The organism is Acinetobacter terrestris, from assembly GCF_004331155.1.
Lineage (GTDB): Bacteria > Pseudomonadota > Gammaproteobacteria > Pseudomonadales > Moraxellaceae > Acinetobacter > Acinetobacter terrestris.
Genome location: NZ_SJNZ01000001.1, coordinates 11810 through 29603, shown reverse-complemented (window position 1 = coordinate 29603; position 17794 = coordinate 11810). Strand labels below are relative to the sequence as shown.

Below are 17794 nucleotides of genomic sequence, written 5' to 3'. Positions count from 1 at the left end.
CTGGAATATAAGTTTTAAAAGTAATGGATGACATTGTCCAAAAGAAGTAACTTATTTCTATAAACTGGATTTTTGCTAAAATTGCATGAGGTTAAAAATTTGTTTAAATCTTTATCCAATTTAATATAAATATGCGCTGGAAATTGCAAAACACTACATGATATTTTCTATAAAAGCCGTAGTATAAAAATGATTTTATTGAGTTTCTAATATTATGTCACAGATAGATGTTCTTGTTCCTTTGGCTGAAATTGAGGTGAATCGGGCTGAACTTCTCTCCATTCAGCGTAATGATTTAGTGCCTTTGCTGAATGATCAATATCGTCTGAATCATTATGCGGATCAACTTATTCAAGCTCAGTCGGTATTACTTAACGGGATAGATCCACATCTCACCCAGCAACTCAGTTCGACGATTGAACAGTTGATTCAATCCTTGGCAGATTCAAAAAAATATTTGAAAGCACGCAAGTTTAATGCCTTGCAAAAGTGGCTGGGTATTGATTTGGAATATGGGTCGGGGCAGGTCGAATATTATAAAAATCTGGATCAATTGCTCAATCGTGCTAATCATTTAAGTCAAAAATTGCAAATCGAGATTCAGAAGTCGCAGGCACGTTTTCAGCAGTTGCTTGGACACCGTGAGCAAATGGCAAAGTACATTCGGGCTGCGCAGGAGTTCTTGGTGGAATATCCAAAATTTGTCAAGAATCAGCATCCACTAGACAATTTCGCAGAAAGATTATCTAAAAAAATTAATACATTGCAAACTTTGCAAGCCAGTAATGATATTGCAATTACACAAATGCAGTTATCTCAGCAACTTTCTTTTAGCTTGCTGGATCGGTTTAAAGAGGCGCAGCAGGTTTTGATTCCCGCATGGCAATATCATGTTAAACAAAGCAATCAAAGCAATTCGACAATTGAATTGGAAAAGCTGGATAATAGCCGAGAGAATCTGATTAAAACTTTAAGAAAATCACTACAGAAACCAACAGATTAATAATGATATTAGGTGAGATATGAGCGATTTTGAACATAAAGATTTACCGACCGAAATAAGCACCGATGTGGTTCAGCAAAAATTTCAGCAACTGAACTTGCAAGAAATTGGTTTGCAGGATTCAGACTTTAATGAAGTAATGAATGCACGTAAGGAATTGGCCGCAATGAGCCATAACGCCGTGGCTGAATATGGTAAAAATATTGCGACAAAGACATCAACCTATACCGATGAGTTGTTAAATCTTGTGCAAAATAAAGATCTGGACGCCACAGGTCAAAAGTTAAATCAGGTGGTGCAAGTTGCTCAGCAGTTGAATACCAGCAGCATTTTAAACAAGAAAAAAAGTTCGGGTTTCTTTGGTGGCTTGATCAGTAAAATGAAAGGTGCCAAGCAGAACTTTGATCAGCATTTTAATAGCACTAAAGAACAGATTGATGTTCTGGTCAAAGAAATTGAAACGTCACAATCGGGGCTGAAAACTCGCGTTGATACCCTGGATAAAATGTTCCATGGTGTGCAGGATGAATATAAACAACTGGGGATTTATATTGCTGCCGGAAAATTGAAAGAACATGAAATCCAACAGGAAATCGCAGCTTTAAGCAATCAAACGCAAGATCAGGCATCGGTGCAAAAGGTTTATGACCTGAATCATCTGGCCAACAATCTGGAAAAGCGGGTCAGCGATTTGCAGGTCTTGCAGCAATCGGCGATGCAAACCTTGCCGATGATTCGGATTATTCAGTCCAATAATTTGATGTTGGTGGATAAATTTTATGCCATTAAAAACATCACTTTACCGGCCTGGAAAAACCAGATCAGTTTGGCCATTTCCCTAAATGAACAGAAAAACAGTGTGCAACTGGCCAATAGCATTGATGATGCGACCAATGACCTGTTACGCCGTAATGCAGACTTGTTGCATCAAAACTCGGTGGATACCGCTAAAGCCAATCAACGTTCAGTGATTGATATTGAAACGCTTGAACATGTGCAAAACACCCTCATTAAAACTGTTAATGATGTGATTCAGGTGCAAAAAGAAGGCATGCAAAAACGTGCTGAAGCTACGACGCGTTTACGTGCCTTGCAGGAAAATTTGAATCATTTGGTTATAGAATCAAGTACCAGTGGAATGAATAAATCTTAAGAATACGCTTAAGTTCATTGCCTGCACTTCAGGAGAAACCGTTTGCCTCCCTTAGATGAATATGCTGTGAATCCGCAACAGATTGAATCTGGTGTTGTGGCGCTGAAAAAGCGCCAACGTAATCTGACTTTATTTTGTATCACCAGCAGTACCGTTTTCCTAGCTTCTGTGGTGGCATTATTTTTACAACATGATTTTGTCTATAGTTTTTTTGGCGTTACCACCGAATTAAAGCAATTGCATATGCCGATGAGTGTGGATGCAAACCTTGCTGAACTCGGCCAGCACACCGATTATTTTACCAATCTGTTGTCGTGGTTTGGCTGGCTGATTCTAAAGCTGTTTGTTTCTTTTATCGGGGCATTTTTTGTCATTCATTTTTTAAAGAAAATACGCTTCTTCTATACGCGTTTTCAGTCTTTTATTTTGAAATTTGTCGGCTGGCTGGTGGCCTTTATTGTGTTGTGGTCAGGCTTAACCTTTCTACAATACGATTTAAATGATGATGAAAATAATGCCTATAGCGAAGCGATTCAATACGATAAAAATATTCAGCAAAGTGAATTGGCCCAAGACTTACAGCAGAGCAATTTGGATGAGCCAGTGAAGGCTTATTTACTTGCACAAGCTGCGCTGTTGCATAAGCCTGTCGATAAAGATGCCGCTATTCCTCAGGTTCTGGCTTTGGTTAAAGCGGAAAAAACAGATCCTCAATTTATTGAATATGGCTTCAAGCCTGAACAATTGTGGACCATGCAGCATCAACTTTATGGAAAAACCTTAACCCCGATGGCGGCAAGTGTCTCGAAGCAAGTAGATCAAGCTAAACAAATGAGCGATGTGGTGAATATCTTTATTATTGCCATGCTTATTTTATCTGCAATTTTGAGCTCAATTTTATTTCTTTTAGCGCAGCATTTAAAAGGACGCATATTAAGAGTTGAACAGCGCATTACACCTTAAATCATGCAATTCAAAAGCTCCTACTGGGGCTTCTGTTTTTTTCACGGTTATTTCATTGTATTTTTTCTTAAGTTTTGGAGTGAGGCAGAGCTTATAGAAGATATGATAAACCATGTTTGATTTGATAATCCGATCTTAATAATAAAAACAAACTGTTTTACCTATTTACTAATTTGCACTAGTATAGCCTTATTAAATAAACATTTACTCCCTTGGAGACGTTAGCCATGTTAGACCAAAATACTTCAGCACAACTTAAAACCTTATTACAACGTCTGGAAAGTCCGATTGAACTGGTGGCGTCACTCGATTCATCTGACAAATCGGACAAGATCAAGGAACTGGTGACTGAAGTTGCGGCACTGTCGGATCAGGTCACTGCCCGTTTTGACGGAACCAATAAACGTACCCCAAGCTTCGGGATTGCCAAAGTCGGTGAACAGCCGCGCGTAAACTTTGCCGGTCTGCCGATGGGACATGAATTCACCTCTTTGATCCTGGCATTGCTGCAGGTTTCCGGCTATGCACCAAAAGTCTCTGATGAAGTACTGGCTCAAATCAAGGGTCTAAATCTCACTGCTGATTTCGACGTATTCGTATCCTTAAGCTGCCATAACTGTCCAGACGTGGTGCAAGCCTTGAACCTGATTGCGATCAACAATCCGGGTACAACCGCGACCATGATTGACGGGGCCTTTTTCCAGGACGAAGTGGAAGAACGCAAAATCATGGCAGTGCCAATGTTGTTCCAGAATGGCGAGCACATTGGTCAGGGCCGTATGACGCTGGAAGAAATCGTGGCCAAACTGGATTCAGGCTCATCTGCCAAAGAGGCTGAAAAACTCAATGCCAAAGGCGCATTCGATGTCTTGGTGATTGGCGGTGGTCCTGCAGGCAACACAGCTGCAATATACGCGGCACGTAAAGGCATCCAAACCGGGATTGTAGCGGAACGCTTTGGTGGTCAGGTCATGGATACCATGGACATTGAAAACTACACTTCGGTGCAAAAAACCCAAGGTCCAAAATTTGCCGCTGAAATGGAAGCCCATGTGCGTGCGTATGATGTCGACATCATGAACCTGCAAAAAGTGGCTGCCATTAAAGGTGCCGATGAAACCGCCAACGGTCTGGTTGAAGTCACTTTGGAAAATGGTGCGAAGTTAGAGTCAAAAACCATCATCCTGTCGACTGGTGCACGCTGGAGAGAAATGAATGTTCCGGGTGAGCAAGAGTATAAAACCCGTGGTGTTGCATATTGCCCGCACTGTGACGGTCCATTGTTTAAAGGCAAACGTGTTGCGGTGATTGGCGGCGGGAACTCGGGTGTGGAAGCAGCGATTGACCTTGCCGGAATTGTTGAGCATGTGACTTTAGTTGAATTTGATACCAAACTGCGTGCCGATCAGGTATTGCAAGACAAACTTAACAGCTTGCCGAACACTACGGTGATTATGAATGCACTTTCTACAGAAGTGGTTGGTGATGGTTCACAGGTGACGGCATTGAAATACAAAGACCGTGCCACTGATGAAATTAAAACAGTTGAGCTTGCCGGGATCTTTGTACAGATTGGTCTGTTGCCAAATACCGACTTCCTGAAAGACTCGAAAGTTGAACTTTCTAACCGTGGCGAGATCGTGATTAACGAGCGTAACGAAACCAGCGTGAAAGGTGTGTTTGCTGCCGGTGACTGTACAACTGTGCCTTACAAACAGATCATCATCGCCACGGGCGAAGGTGCCAAGGCATCGCTTTCTGCATTCGATTACATCATCCGTTCAGGGCAATAAGTAAAAAAGCCAAAGTGGCTATGTAGACTTAGACATAGACACTTTGGCTTTAGTTCCCCAAGTTTTTGTTTTACCCTTTTATAGGAGCTCAGGGCGCTAACGCTGAGTTCCTTTTTTTATGACCTCTATTTTTATTGTTATTTTAATTTTCTACTTTTTTTGTTTTGCCCTTTTTTATTGTTGTTTCCCCAAGGTTATTGCATTTAATTAAGCAAGTTTTATTCCAGTTTTATTTAAATTTCTAAGATTTGAATAAATTCAAGGTTTTAAACTTCTGCATTAATTGCTCTTGTGTTTCCATATGCTCAGGATGCGGAATAATGCACTCAATTGGACATACCGCAATACAAGTTTGGTGCTCATAAAAGCCGACACATTCAGTACAGCGATCTACATCAATCTCATACACTTTATCGCCCTCATAAATGGCTTCATTAGGACATTCAGGCAAACACATATCACAATTGATGCATTTATCGGTGATGAGTAATGCCATATCTATCTCGCTTTAAATCGCTTGATAAGCCAAAGATGCAGCAGAAATATCTGCAGTTGAATTTGGCAAGTTGCGAATCAGCAGGGCATAGTTCATGTCAACATCAGTAGGGACAGGAATATCCACGACATGACCTGAACCTTTGGCGTCAATAATCAAGTTACCTTTTTTGTCTTTAATCTCAGTCAAAATAAAAGTGATGTTGCCTTTGGTCGTCATTAACTCTAAAGAGTCACCGACGACAAAACGGTTTTTCACCTCAATCTTGATATAGTCACCATTGCGTTCCAGAACTTCACCAACAAATTGTTGATGATCAAAACGCGATGAACCGGTTTCATAGTTTTGATATTCAGTATGCACATGACGGCGCAGGAAACCTTCGGTATAACCACGATTCGCCAAGCCTTCCAGTTGAGTCATCAATGCTGGATCAAATGGCTTGCCCTCTAGCGCATCATCAATAGCTTTACGGTAAATCTGTGCAGTACGCGCGCAGTAGAAATAGGATTTGGTACGACCTTCAATCTTCAGTGAATGAATACCCATCTTGGTTAAACGGTCAACATGCTGTACCGCACGCAAATCTTTAGAGTTCATGAAGTAAGTGCCATGTTCGTCTTCTTCCGCAGCAAACATGTCTTCTTCATTGCGTTGCAGTAAAACCGGCTTACCGAATTGATGTTGTTCTATTGCGTGTTGCTCGTCGGCATCTTTGTTTTTGCAGCATGATGAGGATTCTTCAATGTGTTGAACTGAAATGACATCACCAGTTTCATCCTCAACTGCATCGTGAATTTTATAATCCCAGCGACAGGCATTGGTGCAGGCGCCCTGATTGGCATCACGTTTATTCATATAGCCTGAAAGTAAGCAACGACCAGAATACGCCATGCATAATGCACCATGCACGAAAACTTCAATTTCCATACCCGGCACATTGTTTTTAATTTCTTCAATTTCTTCAATTGAAAGTTCACGGGATAAAATCACACGGGTTAAGCCCATGTTTTGCCAAAATTTGACCGTTGCCCAGTTGACTGCATTGGCCTGAACCGAAAGATGTACCGGCACACCTGGAAAATGCTCACGTACCATCATGATCAGACCAGGGTCGGACATAATCAGTGCATCAGGTTGCATGGCAACAACGGGTTCCAGATCACGGATAAAATTCTTGAGTTTGCTGTTATGTGGCTGGATGTTCACCACCACATAGAATTTTTTACCCAGTGCATGAGCTTCCTCAATACCAGTTTTTAGATTGTCATGATCGAAAGCATTATTACGTACACGCAAGCTATAACGCGGCTGACCTGCATATACGGCATCGGCACCATACGCAAATGCATAGCGCATGTTTTTGAGTGAGCCAGCAGGAGAGAGGAGTTCGGTTACGTGATTAATGCTCATGAAAAATAAAGGCATATAAAAAATATGGCTTTATTGTATGGATTTGAAAATTAGATTCAACCCAGTAAAAAGCTCGGAATTATCTGCAGTGTCATCGAAATGTCATTAAACTTGCGCTAATATATCTGTAAATACGTATATACATATATCTTATGGATCAGGTTAATTTCTTTAAATGTCTTGCCGATCAAACGCGCTTGGATATCCTTACGCTGATTGTGAAACAGGGCGAACGATGCGTCTGTGATTTAACCGCAAGCTTGGATTTAAGTCAGCCGAAAATTTCACGGCATCTGGCCTTGTTACGCACTAGCGGTGTTTTGCAAGATCGTCGTCAAGGGCAGTGGATTTATTACAGCTTGCAAGCGGATTTGCCGCAGTGGTGTCTGGATGTTTTGAATAGCGCGGCTAGCCAAGATCAGCGTTTTGATGCTGTAGATTTATCTGCTTGTGAATCTTCAAGTTGTTGTGAATAAGTGATTGGAATAATATGAATTTTCTTTTTTTATGTACCGGAAATAGCTGCCGTAGCATTTTGTCTGAAGCCCTTTTTAATGCTCGTGCCCCAGAAGGTTTTAGTGCCTGTAGTGCAGGCAGTAAACCGACTGGAAAGGTTCATCCTTTAACCCTGAAAACCTTACAAAATTTAGGCATTTCGACGCAAGGTCTATCTAGCAAAACCATGCAGGATTGTGAACAGTTTAATCCACAAGTGGTGATCACCGTGTGTGGTTCAGCCGCGGCAGAACCTTGTCCTTTATATCTGGGTAAAGCGATTAAAACGCACTGGGGCCTAGAAGATCCTTCGCATTTAGAGGTTTCTGAAGATGAAAAAATGCAAGCATTTATGCAGACGGTAGAGCATATCAACCGTCGTTTTGATGCCTTTTTTGCCCTAGATTTAGCCCATTTAAGCCCTGAAAAATTAATTGTAGAAATCAATAAAATTTCTGAAATTGCCTAATCGAGAAGGTCATGACTGCTAAAAAATTGTCCTTTCTTGATCGAAACTTAACTTTGTGGATTTTTATTGCCATGGCTTTGGGCGTGGCAATAGGGGTATATCTACCGCAAGCATCGTCTGCTTTGGAACAAATGAGTGTGGGGTCGGTAAATTTACCCATTGCATTCGGCCTGATTTTAATGATGTATCCACCTTTGGCCAAGGTGGATTATGCCGCTTTGCCACAAGTGTTTCAGGATAAACGCACCCTGGTTTTATCCTTGGTGCAAAACTGGCTGATTGCACCCTGCTTGATGTTTGGGCTTGCGATTATCTTTTTGCAAAATTATCCGGAATATATGACCGGTCTGATTTTGATTGGCTTGGCGCGCTGTATTGCCATGGTTCTGGTCTGGAACAATCTGGCTTGTGGCGACAATCAATATGTCGCGGCATTGGTAGCATTTAACAGCATTTTCCAGATTCTGTTTTTTAGCACCTATGCCTGGCTGTTTTTAAGTTATTTGCCGCCATATTTTGGGGTGGCAGGACAAGTAATTGATGTCAGCTTCTGGACCATTACCCAAGCGGTACTGATCTATTTAGGAATTCCATTTTTATTCGGTTTCCTAAGCCGATTATTTCTGGTTAAAGCCAAAGGTTTGCTGTGGTATCAAAGCCAGTTTATTCCCAAGATTAGCCCCTTAAGTCTACTTGCCTTGTTATTCACCATCGTGGCGATGTTTAGCCTGAAAGGTGCAGATGTGGTCAGTTTACCGTTAGATGTTTTGCGTATCGCCATTCCACTGAGCATTTACTTTGTACTGATGTTCTTTATCAGTTTCTTTATGAGCAAATGGATGGGTAATGACTATGCAAAAACCACCGCCATTTCCTTTACTGCCGCAGGTAATAACTTTGAACTGGCTTTAGCCGTTGCCATTGCCACCTTTGGTTTGGCTTCACCTGTGGCATTTACCACCATTATTGGTCCATTGGTGGAAGTGCCAGTGCTGATTGCTTTGGTGAGTGTCTCGCTATGGCTGCGTAAAAAGTTTTATCCAAATGATGTAAATAGTCGTGGCTAAAAAATTGATGATTATCATCTCAAAATCTTCCCTAAACCCTCTCTATAAAAGGGGGGATGTTGAGAATTTAATAGAAAAAGTGAGTTTAAAAATGTCCTTACCCAATATTGATTTAAATCTGCTTGAAACTCCGGCTTTAGAACAGGTACAGGCCAAAGCACTCGATCATCCACCTCGAATTTTATTGCTCTATGGTTCAAACCGGGAGCGATCTTATAGCCGTTTAGCGGTGCTGGAAGCCGGTAGTATTCTTGAGTATTTTGGAGCCGAGGTGAAGATTTTCCATCCCAAAGGATTGCCTTTACCTGAAGATGCTGAAAGCACACATCCTAAAGTTCAGGAATTACATGAGTTGCTGGCTTGGGCGGAAGGAATGGTCTGGTGTTCACCTGAACGGCATGGTTCCATGAGTTCAATCTTTAAAGCACAGATTGACTGGATTCCATTGGCAGCAGGAGCAATTCGCGCCACACAGGGCAAAACTTTGGCCTTGATGCAGGTGTGCGGCGGATCTCAATCGTTCAATGCTTTAAATCAAATGCGGGTTTTAGGACGCTGGATGCGGATGATCACCATTCCAAATCAATCCTCTATTCCTAAAGCATTTTTAGAATTTGAGGAAGATGGACGAATGAAAGCATCTTCATATTACGACCGGATTGTCGATGTGATGGAAGAGCTGTATAAATTCACATTGCTGACACGTGGGCAAGCAGGATACTTAACCGATCGCTATTCGGAACGTAAGGAATCCGCTGAACAACTGTCAAAACGGGTCAATCAAAAGTCACTTTGATTTATTCAGCGATTCATTCAGCAGATTCAAGCTTCTTTAAAATCTGGCAATGATCAATGGTGGTTTGGATAGAGCAAGATTGCCTGAGTTGTTGAAGTTGCAGCTGGAACTTTTGTAATTCGGAAATTTTGCTCTGAATATGCTTTAAATGTTCGTCAATGACGTTATTCACTGCGCAGCAGTCCTGATCCGGTTTTTGTTCCAGTTCAATCAGCAATTCAATTTCTTTTAACGACATATCCAGCGCCCGACAACGCTTAATAAAAATCAGCCGTTTCAGAGCTTCATCATCATAATAACGATAGTTATTGTCTGCCCGAAAACTCGGTTGGATCAGCTGCTTTTTTTCATAAAAACGAATGGTGTCGGTGCTGAGCTGAGCCTTGTTTGCCAAATCTTTAATTAAATAAATTTTCTCTGATTTCATAGTATGGCTTGACCTTGGAGTTAGTCCATAGTTTTGAATAAGAATAATCCAATTGATGTTAAAAGTAACGGAGAAAAACATGGCATGTTGTTGCACTCCCGAACCACCCAAAATGAACAGCAAATTCCGTACAGCTTTATGGATTGCGCTCATTATTAATGCTGTGATGTTTCTGGTTGAACTGATGGGTGGTGCTTATGCGCATTCATCGGCACTGTGGGCAGATTCCCTGGATTTCTTTGGCGATGCGGTGAATTACGGTATTTCACTTGCCGTGTTGGGTATGAGTCTGTATTGGCGTGCATCGGTTGCTTTAGTCAAAGGCATGACCATGGCATTGTTTGGATTTATCGTGCTTGGAAAAACCGGCTATGCTTATTTGCAAGGGATTCCACCTGAAGCGATGACCATGGGACTTATTGGTGTGTTGGCTTTAATTGCCAATGTTATTTCAGCTGTCTTTTTATACGCTTTCAGAGATGGTGATTCCAATATGCAGTCGGTCTGGCTGTGCAGCCGTAATGATGCGATTGGTAATGTCGCAGTGATTTTGGCTGCGGTAGGGGTATTTGGTACGGGAAGTCTGTGGCCAGATATTATAGTGGCAGTGATTATGTCAGTACTGGGTTTAACAGCAGGATATCGGGTGATTCAGAGGGCTTTGCAGGAACGTAAAGAACATCAATCCCTAACATTGTAGATCATAAAGTTTTTATTAAAAGCTGCCTGAAAGCAGCTTTTTTTATAACAATTAAACTCATTGCTAAGTAAAAATAAACATTAAAATTCACACGATATTTACTGCTTTACAAATAAAAACATTTTGATAGAATTCAAATTAAATATAAGTAATGTAAATAATTTCTCAAAATAAATTGAATATTTTAGAAATCTTTATTAGGGGGTTTAATGAAATCAATTAAATTTTTAGTTTTGGGCACTGTGGTGTTGATTACAGGCTGTAGCGCGAAAGTCGTGACTTATGATGCAACAGGTCAAGTGATCGGTTCTTGCAAAGCGACTTCTAGCTTCATATTGGGGGCTCGCGCAATTTGTTATGGCGGTGCCAATTCTGAAGGTGTGGATTATTCAAAAATTAATCAACAGTCAGGATTATTACCATTACCGCCTAAATCAGCAAAAATTATGCTTTCAGATCACGAGTAACTTTTTAAAAAATTTTATAGTAGGGGGAAAATAGGATGAAAATTTCGAGTTTATTGGCTTTGACAATTGCTGTGTTATTGACAGGCTGTGCTTCAACAGTAACGACCTTCGATTCGAGTGGACGAATGATTGGTTCATGTAAAGCGGAACTTGGTTTTGTGATTGGTGGTGGTGCAGGTTGTACTGGACAGGCTAACCAGGAAGGTAAAGGTAAATAATTAAATCGAGAGATTTAAAAAAACCGAGCTAAAAAGCTCGGTTTTTTTGATTCCAATTCTAAAAAAGAGGAATCTTATTTTTCAACGAATGCTCGTTCAATCACGTAGTCGCCAAGAACACCCATTTTCGGAGATTCTTTAAGACCATGTTGGTCAAGCAAAGCAACAACGTCATCTAGGAATGCAGGGCTACCACACAACATTGCACGGTCTGTTTCTGGGTTAAAACGTGGTAAACCGATTTTCTCGAAAAGAGCACCCGTTTCAATTGCAGTGGTTACACGACCTTGAGTGTGGAAATCTTCACGCGTAACGGTTGGGTAGTACACTAATTTTTCTTTCGCGCCCAATTCTGAGAAGAATTCGTGGTTTGGAATTTCATTCAAGATCAAATCTTGATATGCCAATTCAGACACAAAGCGTGTACCGTGAACCACAATAATTTTTTCAAAACGTTCATACGTTTCAGGATCACGAATCGTAGAAAGGAAAGGAGCAAGGCCAGTACCTGAAGAAAGAAGGTATAAGTTTTTACCTGGGTTTAAGTCGTCAAGAACCAAAGTGCCGGTCGGTTTGCGTGATATCAAAATATCATCGCCAACTTTTACTTTTTGTAAAATAGAAGTTAAAGGACCATCTGGTACTTTAATAGAGAAAAACTCTAACTCTTCTTCATAGTTAGCGCTAGCAATAGAATAAGCACGCATTAAAGGCTTACCGTTTACTTCCAGTCCAATCATCACAAATTGACCATTTTTAAAACGTAGCGCAGTGTCGCGAGTGGTTTTAAAACTGAATAATGTGTCATTCCAGTGGTGTACGTGAGTAATCTTTTCGACGTTGAAAGCAGCCATTAAAGGTCTCAATAAATTATCAAATTAGAACAGCTTACTATTCTAATCTAAAAACATTCTCGATAAACTGAATATATTGAATTGACCTTATCAGAAAAAGTGATTATGAATGAGCTTAAAGTGCCAATAATCGGGTATATGAATTCTCCCTACCGTGAAAAATTTGGCATTCCCAGACAACCAAATTTGGTTCAGGTCGAATCCTATATTGAAATGCTGGAACCGTATAATGATTTACTGGCATTTGAAGGGATCAATGAATTCAGCCACTTGTGGCTCATTTGGCAGTTCCATGACAATAAGAATCAACAAGATAATCCAAAATTTCGCCCGCAAGTCCGTCCACCGCGTTTAGGCGGCAATCAGAAAATAGGCGTGTTCGCAACGCGCAGTATGTACCGTCCTGCACCGATGGGTTTATCTGTGGTTCAGCTCAAAGAAGTGAAAAAAGTCGGTAAATCAGTTCGGGTCTATGTCACAGGCAGTGATTTGTTGAATGGCACACCCATTATAGATATCAAGCCTTATATTCAATATTCAGATGCCGTACGGGATGCAGAAAGTGGTTATGCACAGAATGAGCCTGAACGAATGAGGGTTATCTGGACAGAAAGTGCAGAGCAGCAAAAGCAAGATTTAATGAAACGTCAAAAATTAGATGGACGAATTGTGAATGAATTGGAACAGGTTTTATCGCTTGACCCAAGACCGGCCTATCAAAAGGATGCAGAGAGAGTTTATGGAATGAAGTTTGCGGAATTTGAAATTAAATTTATGGTAGATGAATATATTAAAATTAAGTCAATTCAAATTTAGCTTAATATCTTTAAATCACCCATGCTTTATAGATTTGAAGGAGCTATTAAATATTGTGTTTCTTTCTAAAGGAAGCAATGGATTAAGTTAATAATTTAAAATTTCAAAGAAACCTTAATCACATTATAAAGAACTTATTTTCAATAAATTATATCAATAGCCAAGTCTTTTATTGATGGTTCATAAAAAATACAGGAATTTTGAATTTCTGTATTTTTTAGAGCTTAGATAATTAAAAAACTATTTAAAATTACTAATGGCATTACGAATAGTCTCGGTTGCTGTGTTGTTATATACAGTACATAAATTATTGGTAATGTTAATATATTCTAATACATTAGCTTTTTCTGCGGCTGTAAGATCACTATTTTGATTAATATCTTCTTTCATGTTAGAAATTTCCTCACTTAATAAGAAATCTATACCTTTAGAATAATAATCTCCTGCATAAAAATCACTTTGGAATTTGGCATAAGTGTCATATTGCGGATGCTGAGATGTGATAAATGCAGTTGTATCTTTAAAATTTTTCTTTTGTGTATCTGCAGCAATTTTATTGGCTTCCTGATTCCATATATCCATTACATTTTTTTGATTTTTGGTGTCGTTATAAAGTTCAATATGCTCCTGATTGTTTTCAGATTTGGTGAGCTGAAAACATTGAGAACCAGCTGGGAATTTAGTTGCAGCATTGGCATTATAAAAACGTGATAAAGTATCACTGATTGGAAATTGGCTTGTCAGATTATTTTTAATCACCCATGTATTATATGGATTAATTACTTCACTAAGTGACTTATTACTGAGGTCAATTGTTTTATAAGATTGATTGAAGGTTAACCCTTTGGAAGCAATTTTCGAATAAGGCTTCAGGGTGAAGTTTGCTGGAGAGCCAGTTACTGAACCAATATTTACACCATAAGTAGGATGTTTTGGACCATCTTCATACACGCCATCTGCTGTGACAAGAAAACTCATATCGGCTTCTTGGTTATAACCCAAATTATTCTCATTTCTAGTATAGTACTGACCATCTTTTATGGTAATAGTATCAATATCGTAGCCTAAAATCTTCTGGGTAGTATCATCAGACATTTCACTAATATAAATTTGTGTTAAAACCTGATCAGCTGGTTCATTACCATTTGGAGGTGTATTATTGCTTGATTCAGGTGAACTTGAATTAAATGAAGGCGATGAATCTGATCCCCCACCACAAGCGGTTAATATAAAAGCAGAAAAAACCCATAAAGAAAGTATTTTAATTTTCATTTTATTAATGCTCTATAAATTATTATTTATTTAGAATGATATTAGACAGGATTGAAATTTGTCCAAGCGCATTATACATAAACATGAATACAATATCTAAAGGCTCCACCAAAGTATGCCAATTAAAACCAGCATATGCAGAATTTGTGCAGGTGCAAAATAAAGTGCAAATTTAAATCCACCGCTGATAGCTGCATTGATCGATTTTGAAATGGCGTGTGCAGCCAATCCTAAAATCAGGGCATAGAGCAAGCTTATATTGCCAGGTTCACCTTGAACGACCACGGCTGCCATGGCGGCATGAATTTCAAACAGTGAAGCCAGCAGTGTGCCTGCAATTAAACCCGAATCACCGAGTAAAAGCTCCAAGCCATATACGCCGGCCTGAATGACCGTTAACAACCCGGCAATAATCGCGGCTTCTTTTAAGCTAAACATCGGACTATCTTCAGGTTCTGTTTCTTCGACAGGTTTTGCTTTACGTAATAGCCAGTAAGCACAAAGCGCTAGAATAGCCATGGCAATGAGCGAGGGAAGTATCAGCAGCTTTAACCAGGCCAAAGAAACGCCTCCAACCACGATGAATAATAGAACTAAAGTTGAGATACAGGACATCAGCGCTGCACCGGCATTTGATCGGGCATCAGCTTCTCCATTACGCACTTGCATGCCTAAATGCGCAATCATTGCGGTACTGGAGACAAATCCCGAAGCAATGGAAGAAAGAATGAGGGCTTTTTTTGTTGAAAGTAAGCGTTTAGCAATATGTGCCAATGCTTGAACCACTAAAATCAGGGTCAGCAGCTTTAAAATAATATGCGGGTTGAGAACTGTACCCCATAAAGGTGTGTTGGGGGTGAGCGGTAGACCGACTAAAATCAATGCCAGTAAAAATAAACCATCTTTAAATTCAGCTTCGGTAATCCATTTTCCGGCAAGACCGTGAATGGAATGTTTCATCATTAAAATGACAGTCAGTACAACAGATAAACTGGCTGCCAGTGTCACATTCCAGATACACAGTGCGCCAATGAAATAGGTCATCACGAAGGCCAGCTCAGTGGTCACACCCGGATCTTTGAGCTGATTTTTAAGTGAAAAAATACTGATCGCAGCGACACTGATTGCACCAACCACACCAAAAACCGGCCCAAAGATAAAGCAGAGTGCACCGAGTAATGCACAGATCACAAATGAGCGAACTCCGGCAAAGCTGTGCTGATTTTCACGTTGCTTGCTCCGTTCACGTTCCAAACCAATCAGCAAACCACAGCCTAATGCTGCTGCCATCATCATCAGCAATTCATGAAATGGTGTATTTTGAAACGGCAGATACAGTAGATTATTCACAAGGTTCATCCAATCGCTTGGGTAGGGAAAAGAGTGCTGCATATTTAAGCAGTACATTTAGCATTATTTGCTATAAATGGGTGAAAGTAAAAGCGTAATCGTTTTTAAAAAAGTTACAGCTTGCATTTGAAAGACCGATGAGAAAGCTATCATTTTAGTCAATGGCATCGATGCTTTTTTCTAAAGCTGATTGAAGTCAGATGAAATTTAGTTTGCTATAGTGTGCTTAGGTTTTGGGGCTTAGAACAATGAATTTTAATTTTGAAATGGACACGGCTTGGTGTCTGGAACAACTACAAAAAGATGGGCGTATTACCGAGCGCAACAAGCTGATGATACAAACCACACACCGCCAACGCGAGCAACTGAAATGGCATCCATTGCAGTGGATTGCACATTTTAATCTGGTCGATCTATCCCATCCGCAATCGACATTGACCTTAAACCGTTTATGTCAGTGGATTGCAGAAAAAGCCAAGATCCCGTTTTATATTATTGATCCCTTGAAGGCGGATGTCGGTGCTTTAACCCATATCATGTCGCAAGAATTTGCGTTTCGAAATAAGATTTTGGCGGTTGAAATTCAGGTAGATAAAGTCCTGATTGCAACGGATCAGCCTTTTAAAACAGAATGGCTAGCCAATCTTGAACATACCATTGCACCGAAAAAAATCCAGCGTGTGCTATTAAGCCCAGATCAATTACAGCGCTATTTGGTGGAATATTATCAGGTCAGCCGTGCGGTGAACTCATCACAAAAATCCAGCGCTTATGATCGTGATAACAAAGGGGTAGAAGCACTTTTACAATTGGGCGATACGCAAAACCCGGATGCCAATGACCAGCACATTGTGAAACTTGTGGATTGGGTGTTGCAGTTCGCTTTTGAGCAAGGGGCCAGTGATATACATCTCGAACCGCGTAAAGACACAGGTAAGGTACGTTTTCGAATTGATGGCGTGTTGCATACTATTTATAAAATGCCGGCCAATACACTGACCGCGGTGATTTCGCGAATTAAAATTTTAGGTCGTATGAATGTTGCGGAAAAACGCAAACCGCAAGATGGCCGGTTAAAAACCCGTACCCCCAAAGGACAAGAAACCGAGCTGCGTTTATCGACTTTGCCAACCGCTTTTGGCGAAAAACTGGTGATGCGTATTTTTGACCCTGAAGTGCTGGTGCGCAGTTTTCAGCAATTGGGTTTTGAAGGTGGTTTACTCAATGACTGGCAAGCCTTAACTGCACATAGTCATGGCATTATTTTGGTGACTGGACCGACAGGTTCAGGGAAAACCACGACACTCTATTCTTCACTGAAGCAGCTGGCGACGGAAGAAGTGAATGTTTGTACCATTGAAGATCCCATCGAGATGCTTGAGCCGAGCTTTAACCAGATGCAGGTCAATAACGGGATTGATTTAGGGTTTGCCGATGGCGTGCGCGCTTTAATGCGTCAGGATCCTGACATTATCATGGTCGGTGAGATTCGTGACCATGATACTGCCAATATGGCAATTCAGGCTGCATTAACCGGTCACTTGGTGCTATCCACTTTACATACCAATGATGCGCCATCGAGTTTGACCCGTCTGCACGATTTAGGCGTGCAGCCATTTTTAACGGCCGCGACCATTTTAGGGGTATTGGCACAGCGTCTGGTACGAAAACTTTGCCCGCACTGTAAAACAGAGACTTTTATTAACGAACAAGAATGGAAGCATTTGACCTACGACTTTACAATTGAGATGCCAAACTTTGTGTTTCAGGCAGTCGGTTGTGAAGAATGTCGACATACAGGCTATAAAGGACGTGTCGGCATCTATGAATTTATGCCTTTAAGTTTAGAGACCAAACAACTGATTAGTGCCAATGCCAATTTAAATGAATTGCGTCAACAATCCAAAAAAGAGGGTGTTGAACCGCTGCGTATTGCCGGTGCGCGTAAAGTTCTGGACGGACTGACCACTTTGGAAGAAGTCCTACGGGTGGTTCCTTTAAATTAGGAATTTTTGAAAATGAAGCAATCTTAAGATTCACCT

The 17794-nt window shown here is 40.6% G+C and carries 19 protein-coding genes; 13 read left to right on the top strand and 6 right to left on the bottom strand.

Annotation, left to right across the window (positions count from 1 at the left end; translation table 11 throughout):
* Positions 1-214 precede the first annotated feature (214 nt).
* The 4 genes from E0H81_RS00150 (at position 215) to ahpF (ending at position 4912) form a co-directional block, all read left to right on the top strand.
* A complete protein-coding gene (locus E0H81_RS00150) occupies positions 215-1003 on the top strand; it encodes a tellurium resistance protein (protein ID WP_131315566.1) in 789 nt (262 codons plus the stop codon).
* Positions 1004-1022: 19 nt separating this feature from the next.
* Positions 1023-2156, top strand: coding sequence for a toxic anion resistance protein (locus E0H81_RS00145; protein ID WP_131315564.1), 1134 nt, complete (start codon positions 1023-1025; stop codon positions 2154-2156).
* A 42-nt stretch (positions 2157-2198) separates the two neighbouring features.
* Positions 2199-3119 carry a hypothetical protein gene (locus tag E0H81_RS00140; protein WP_131315562.1) on the top strand — a complete coding sequence of 307 codons (921 nt, stop codon included), beginning with the start codon at positions 2199-2201 and terminating at the stop codon, positions 3117-3119.
* Positions 3120-3346: 227 nt separating this feature from the next.
* Positions 3347-4912 (top strand): alkyl hydroperoxide reductase subunit F, encoded by a 1566-nt coding sequence (ahpF, locus tag E0H81_RS00135; RefSeq protein ID WP_131315560.1) that lies wholly within the window; start codon positions 3347-3349, stop codon positions 4910-4912.
* A gap of 241 nt (positions 4913-5153) precedes the next feature.
* Here ahpF and E0H81_RS00130 read toward each other — a convergent pair whose 3' ends face one another.
* Positions 5154-5408: a YfhL family 4Fe-4S dicluster ferredoxin gene (locus tag E0H81_RS00130; protein WP_131315558.1), complete on the bottom strand. Its 255-nt coding sequence runs from the start codon at positions 5406-5408 to the stop codon at positions 5154-5156.
* A gap of 12 nt (positions 5409-5420) precedes the next feature.
* Positions 5421-6821: a prephenate-dependent tRNA uridine(34) hydroxylase TrhP gene (trhP, locus tag E0H81_RS00125; protein WP_131315556.1), complete on the bottom strand. Its 1401-nt coding sequence runs from the start codon at positions 6819-6821 to the stop codon at positions 5421-5423.
* A 152-nt stretch (positions 6822-6973) separates the two neighbouring features.
* Here trhP and E0H81_RS00120 point away from each other — a divergent pair, with 152 nt between their 5' ends.
* From E0H81_RS00120 to arsH, 4 genes are all read left to right on the top strand, one after another.
* The gene (locus E0H81_RS00120) at positions 6974-7297 is read left to right on the top strand and encodes a metalloregulator ArsR/SmtB family transcription factor (RefSeq protein ID WP_131315554.1); all 324 of its coding nucleotides are present in this window, start codon (positions 6974-6976) and stop codon (positions 7295-7297) included.
* A gap of 14 nt (positions 7298-7311) precedes the next feature.
* Positions 7312-7785: an arsenate reductase ArsC gene (locus E0H81_RS00115; protein ID WP_131315552.1), complete on the top strand. Its 474-nt coding sequence runs from the start codon at positions 7312-7314 to the stop codon at positions 7783-7785.
* A gap of 11 nt (positions 7786-7796) precedes the next feature.
* Positions 7797-8852 (top strand): ACR3 family arsenite efflux transporter, encoded by a 1056-nt coding sequence (gene arsB / locus E0H81_RS00110; protein ID WP_131315550.1) that lies wholly within the window; start codon positions 7797-7799, stop codon positions 8850-8852.
* 91 nt (positions 8853-8943) lie between these two features.
* Positions 8944-9648, top strand: coding sequence for an arsenical resistance protein ArsH (gene arsH, locus E0H81_RS00105; RefSeq protein WP_131315548.1), 705 nt, complete (start codon positions 8944-8946; stop codon positions 9646-9648).
* 13 nt (positions 9649-9661) lie between these two features.
* On the opposite strand, the gene E0H81_RS00100 is transcribed toward arsH, so the two are convergent.
* A complete protein-coding gene (locus tag E0H81_RS00100) occupies positions 9662-10075 on the bottom strand; it encodes a MerR family DNA-binding protein (RefSeq protein ID WP_131315546.1) in 414 nt (137 codons plus the stop codon).
* Positions 10076-10154: 79 nt separating this feature from the next.
* Here E0H81_RS00100 and E0H81_RS00095 point away from each other — a divergent pair, with 79 nt between their 5' ends.
* From E0H81_RS00095 to E0H81_RS00085, 3 genes are all read left to right on the top strand, one after another.
* On the top strand, positions 10155-10775 hold the full coding sequence (locus tag E0H81_RS00095) for a cation efflux transmembrane domain-containing protein (protein WP_131315544.1): 621 nt from the start codon (positions 10155-10157) through the stop codon (positions 10773-10775).
* Between the two features lie 209 nt (positions 10776-10984).
* A complete protein-coding gene (locus tag E0H81_RS00090) occupies positions 10985-11242 on the top strand; it encodes a hypothetical protein (RefSeq protein ID WP_131315542.1) in 258 nt (85 codons plus the stop codon).
* 35 nt (positions 11243-11277) lie between these two features.
* A complete protein-coding gene (locus tag E0H81_RS00085) occupies positions 11278-11460 on the top strand; it encodes a hypothetical protein (RefSeq protein ID WP_131315540.1) in 183 nt (60 codons plus the stop codon).
* Positions 11461-11534: 74 nt separating this feature from the next.
* Here E0H81_RS00085 and E0H81_RS00080 read toward each other — a convergent pair whose 3' ends face one another.
* On the bottom strand, positions 11535-12314 hold the full coding sequence (locus E0H81_RS00080; RefSeq protein WP_131267450.1) for a ferredoxin--NADP reductase: 780 nt from the start codon (positions 12312-12314) through the stop codon (positions 11535-11537).
* Positions 12315-12419: 105 nt separating this feature from the next.
* Here E0H81_RS00080 and tsaA point away from each other — a divergent pair, with 105 nt between their 5' ends.
* Positions 12420-13130 carry a tRNA (N6-threonylcarbamoyladenosine(37)-N6)-methyltransferase TrmO gene (tsaA, locus tag E0H81_RS00075; protein WP_131315538.1) on the top strand — a complete coding sequence of 237 codons (711 nt, stop codon included), beginning with the start codon at positions 12420-12422 and terminating at the stop codon, positions 13128-13130.
* A gap of 240 nt (positions 13131-13370) precedes the next feature.
* Here tsaA and E0H81_RS00070 read toward each other — a convergent pair whose 3' ends face one another.
* Entirely contained in the window at positions 13371-14402 is a 1032-nt protein-coding gene (locus E0H81_RS00070) for a hypothetical protein (RefSeq protein WP_131315536.1), read from the bottom strand.
* 96 nt (positions 14403-14498) lie between these two features.
* Positions 14499-15698, bottom strand: a complete 1200-nt coding sequence (locus tag E0H81_RS00065) for an MgtC/SapB family protein (RefSeq protein ID WP_171458550.1) — start codon at positions 15696-15698, stop codon at positions 14499-14501.
* A 302-nt stretch (positions 15699-16000) separates the two neighbouring features.
* Between E0H81_RS00065 and tfpB the strand changes: the two genes are divergently transcribed.
* On the top strand, positions 16001-17758 hold the full coding sequence (gene tfpB, locus E0H81_RS00060; protein ID WP_131315532.1) for a type IV pilus assembly ATPase TfpB: 1758 nt from the start codon (positions 16001-16003) through the stop codon (positions 17756-17758).
* The last annotated feature ends 36 nt before the right edge of the window (positions 17759-17794 follow it).

Excerpts from the sequence above, each read along its gene's own strand:
- E0H81_RS00150 (WP_131315566.1), top strand. The coding sequence starts at position 215 with ATGTCACAGATAGATGTTCTTGTTCCTTTGGCTGAAATTGAGGTGAAT.
- E0H81_RS00145 (WP_131315564.1), top strand. The coding sequence starts at position 1,023 with ATGAGCGATTTTGAACATAAAGATTTACCGACCGAAATAAGCACCGAT.
- ahpF (WP_131315560.1), top strand. The coding sequence starts at position 3,347 with ATGTTAGACCAAAATACTTCAGCACAACTTAAAACCTTATTACAACGT.
- E0H81_RS00130 (WP_131315558.1), bottom strand. The coding sequence starts at position 5,408 with ATGGCATTACTCATCACCGATAAATGCATCAATTGTGATATGTGTTTG.
- trhP (WP_131315556.1), bottom strand. The coding sequence starts at position 6,821 with ATGAGCATTAATCACGTAACCGAACTCCTCTCTCCTGCTGGCTCACTC.
- E0H81_RS00120 (WP_131315554.1), top strand. The coding sequence starts at position 6,974 with ATGGATCAGGTTAATTTCTTTAAATGTCTTGCCGATCAAACGCGCTTG.
- E0H81_RS00115 (WP_131315552.1), top strand. The coding sequence starts at position 7,312 with ATGAATTTTCTTTTTTTATGTACCGGAAATAGCTGCCGTAGCATTTTG.
- arsB (WP_131315550.1), top strand. The coding sequence starts at position 7,797 with ATGACTGCTAAAAAATTGTCCTTTCTTGATCGAAACTTAACTTTGTGG.
- arsH (WP_131315548.1), top strand. The coding sequence starts at position 8,944 with ATGTCCTTACCCAATATTGATTTAAATCTGCTTGAAACTCCGGCTTTA.
- E0H81_RS00100 (WP_131315546.1), bottom strand. The coding sequence starts at position 10,075 with ATGAAATCAGAGAAAATTTATTTAATTAAAGATTTGGCAAACAAGGCT.
- E0H81_RS00095 (WP_131315544.1), top strand. The coding sequence starts at position 10,155 with ATGGCATGTTGTTGCACTCCCGAACCACCCAAAATGAACAGCAAATTC.
- E0H81_RS00090 (WP_131315542.1), top strand. The coding sequence starts at position 10,985 with ATGAAATCAATTAAATTTTTAGTTTTGGGCACTGTGGTGTTGATTACA.
- E0H81_RS00085 (WP_131315540.1), top strand. The coding sequence starts at position 11,278 with ATGAAAATTTCGAGTTTATTGGCTTTGACAATTGCTGTGTTATTGACA.
- E0H81_RS00080 (WP_131267450.1), bottom strand. The coding sequence starts at position 12,314 with ATGGCTGCTTTCAACGTCGAAAAGATTACTCACGTACACCACTGGAAT.
- tsaA (WP_131315538.1), top strand. The coding sequence starts at position 12,420 with ATGAATGAGCTTAAAGTGCCAATAATCGGGTATATGAATTCTCCCTAC.
- E0H81_RS00070 (WP_131315536.1), bottom strand. The coding sequence starts at position 14,402 with ATGAAAATTAAAATACTTTCTTTATGGGTTTTTTCTGCTTTTATATTA.
- E0H81_RS00065 (WP_171458550.1), bottom strand. The coding sequence starts at position 15,698 with ATGATGATGGCAGCAGCATTAGGCTGTGGTTTGCTGATTGGTTTGGAA.
- tfpB (WP_131315532.1), top strand. The coding sequence starts at position 16,001 with ATGAATTTTAATTTTGAAATGGACACGGCTTGGTGTCTGGAACAACTA.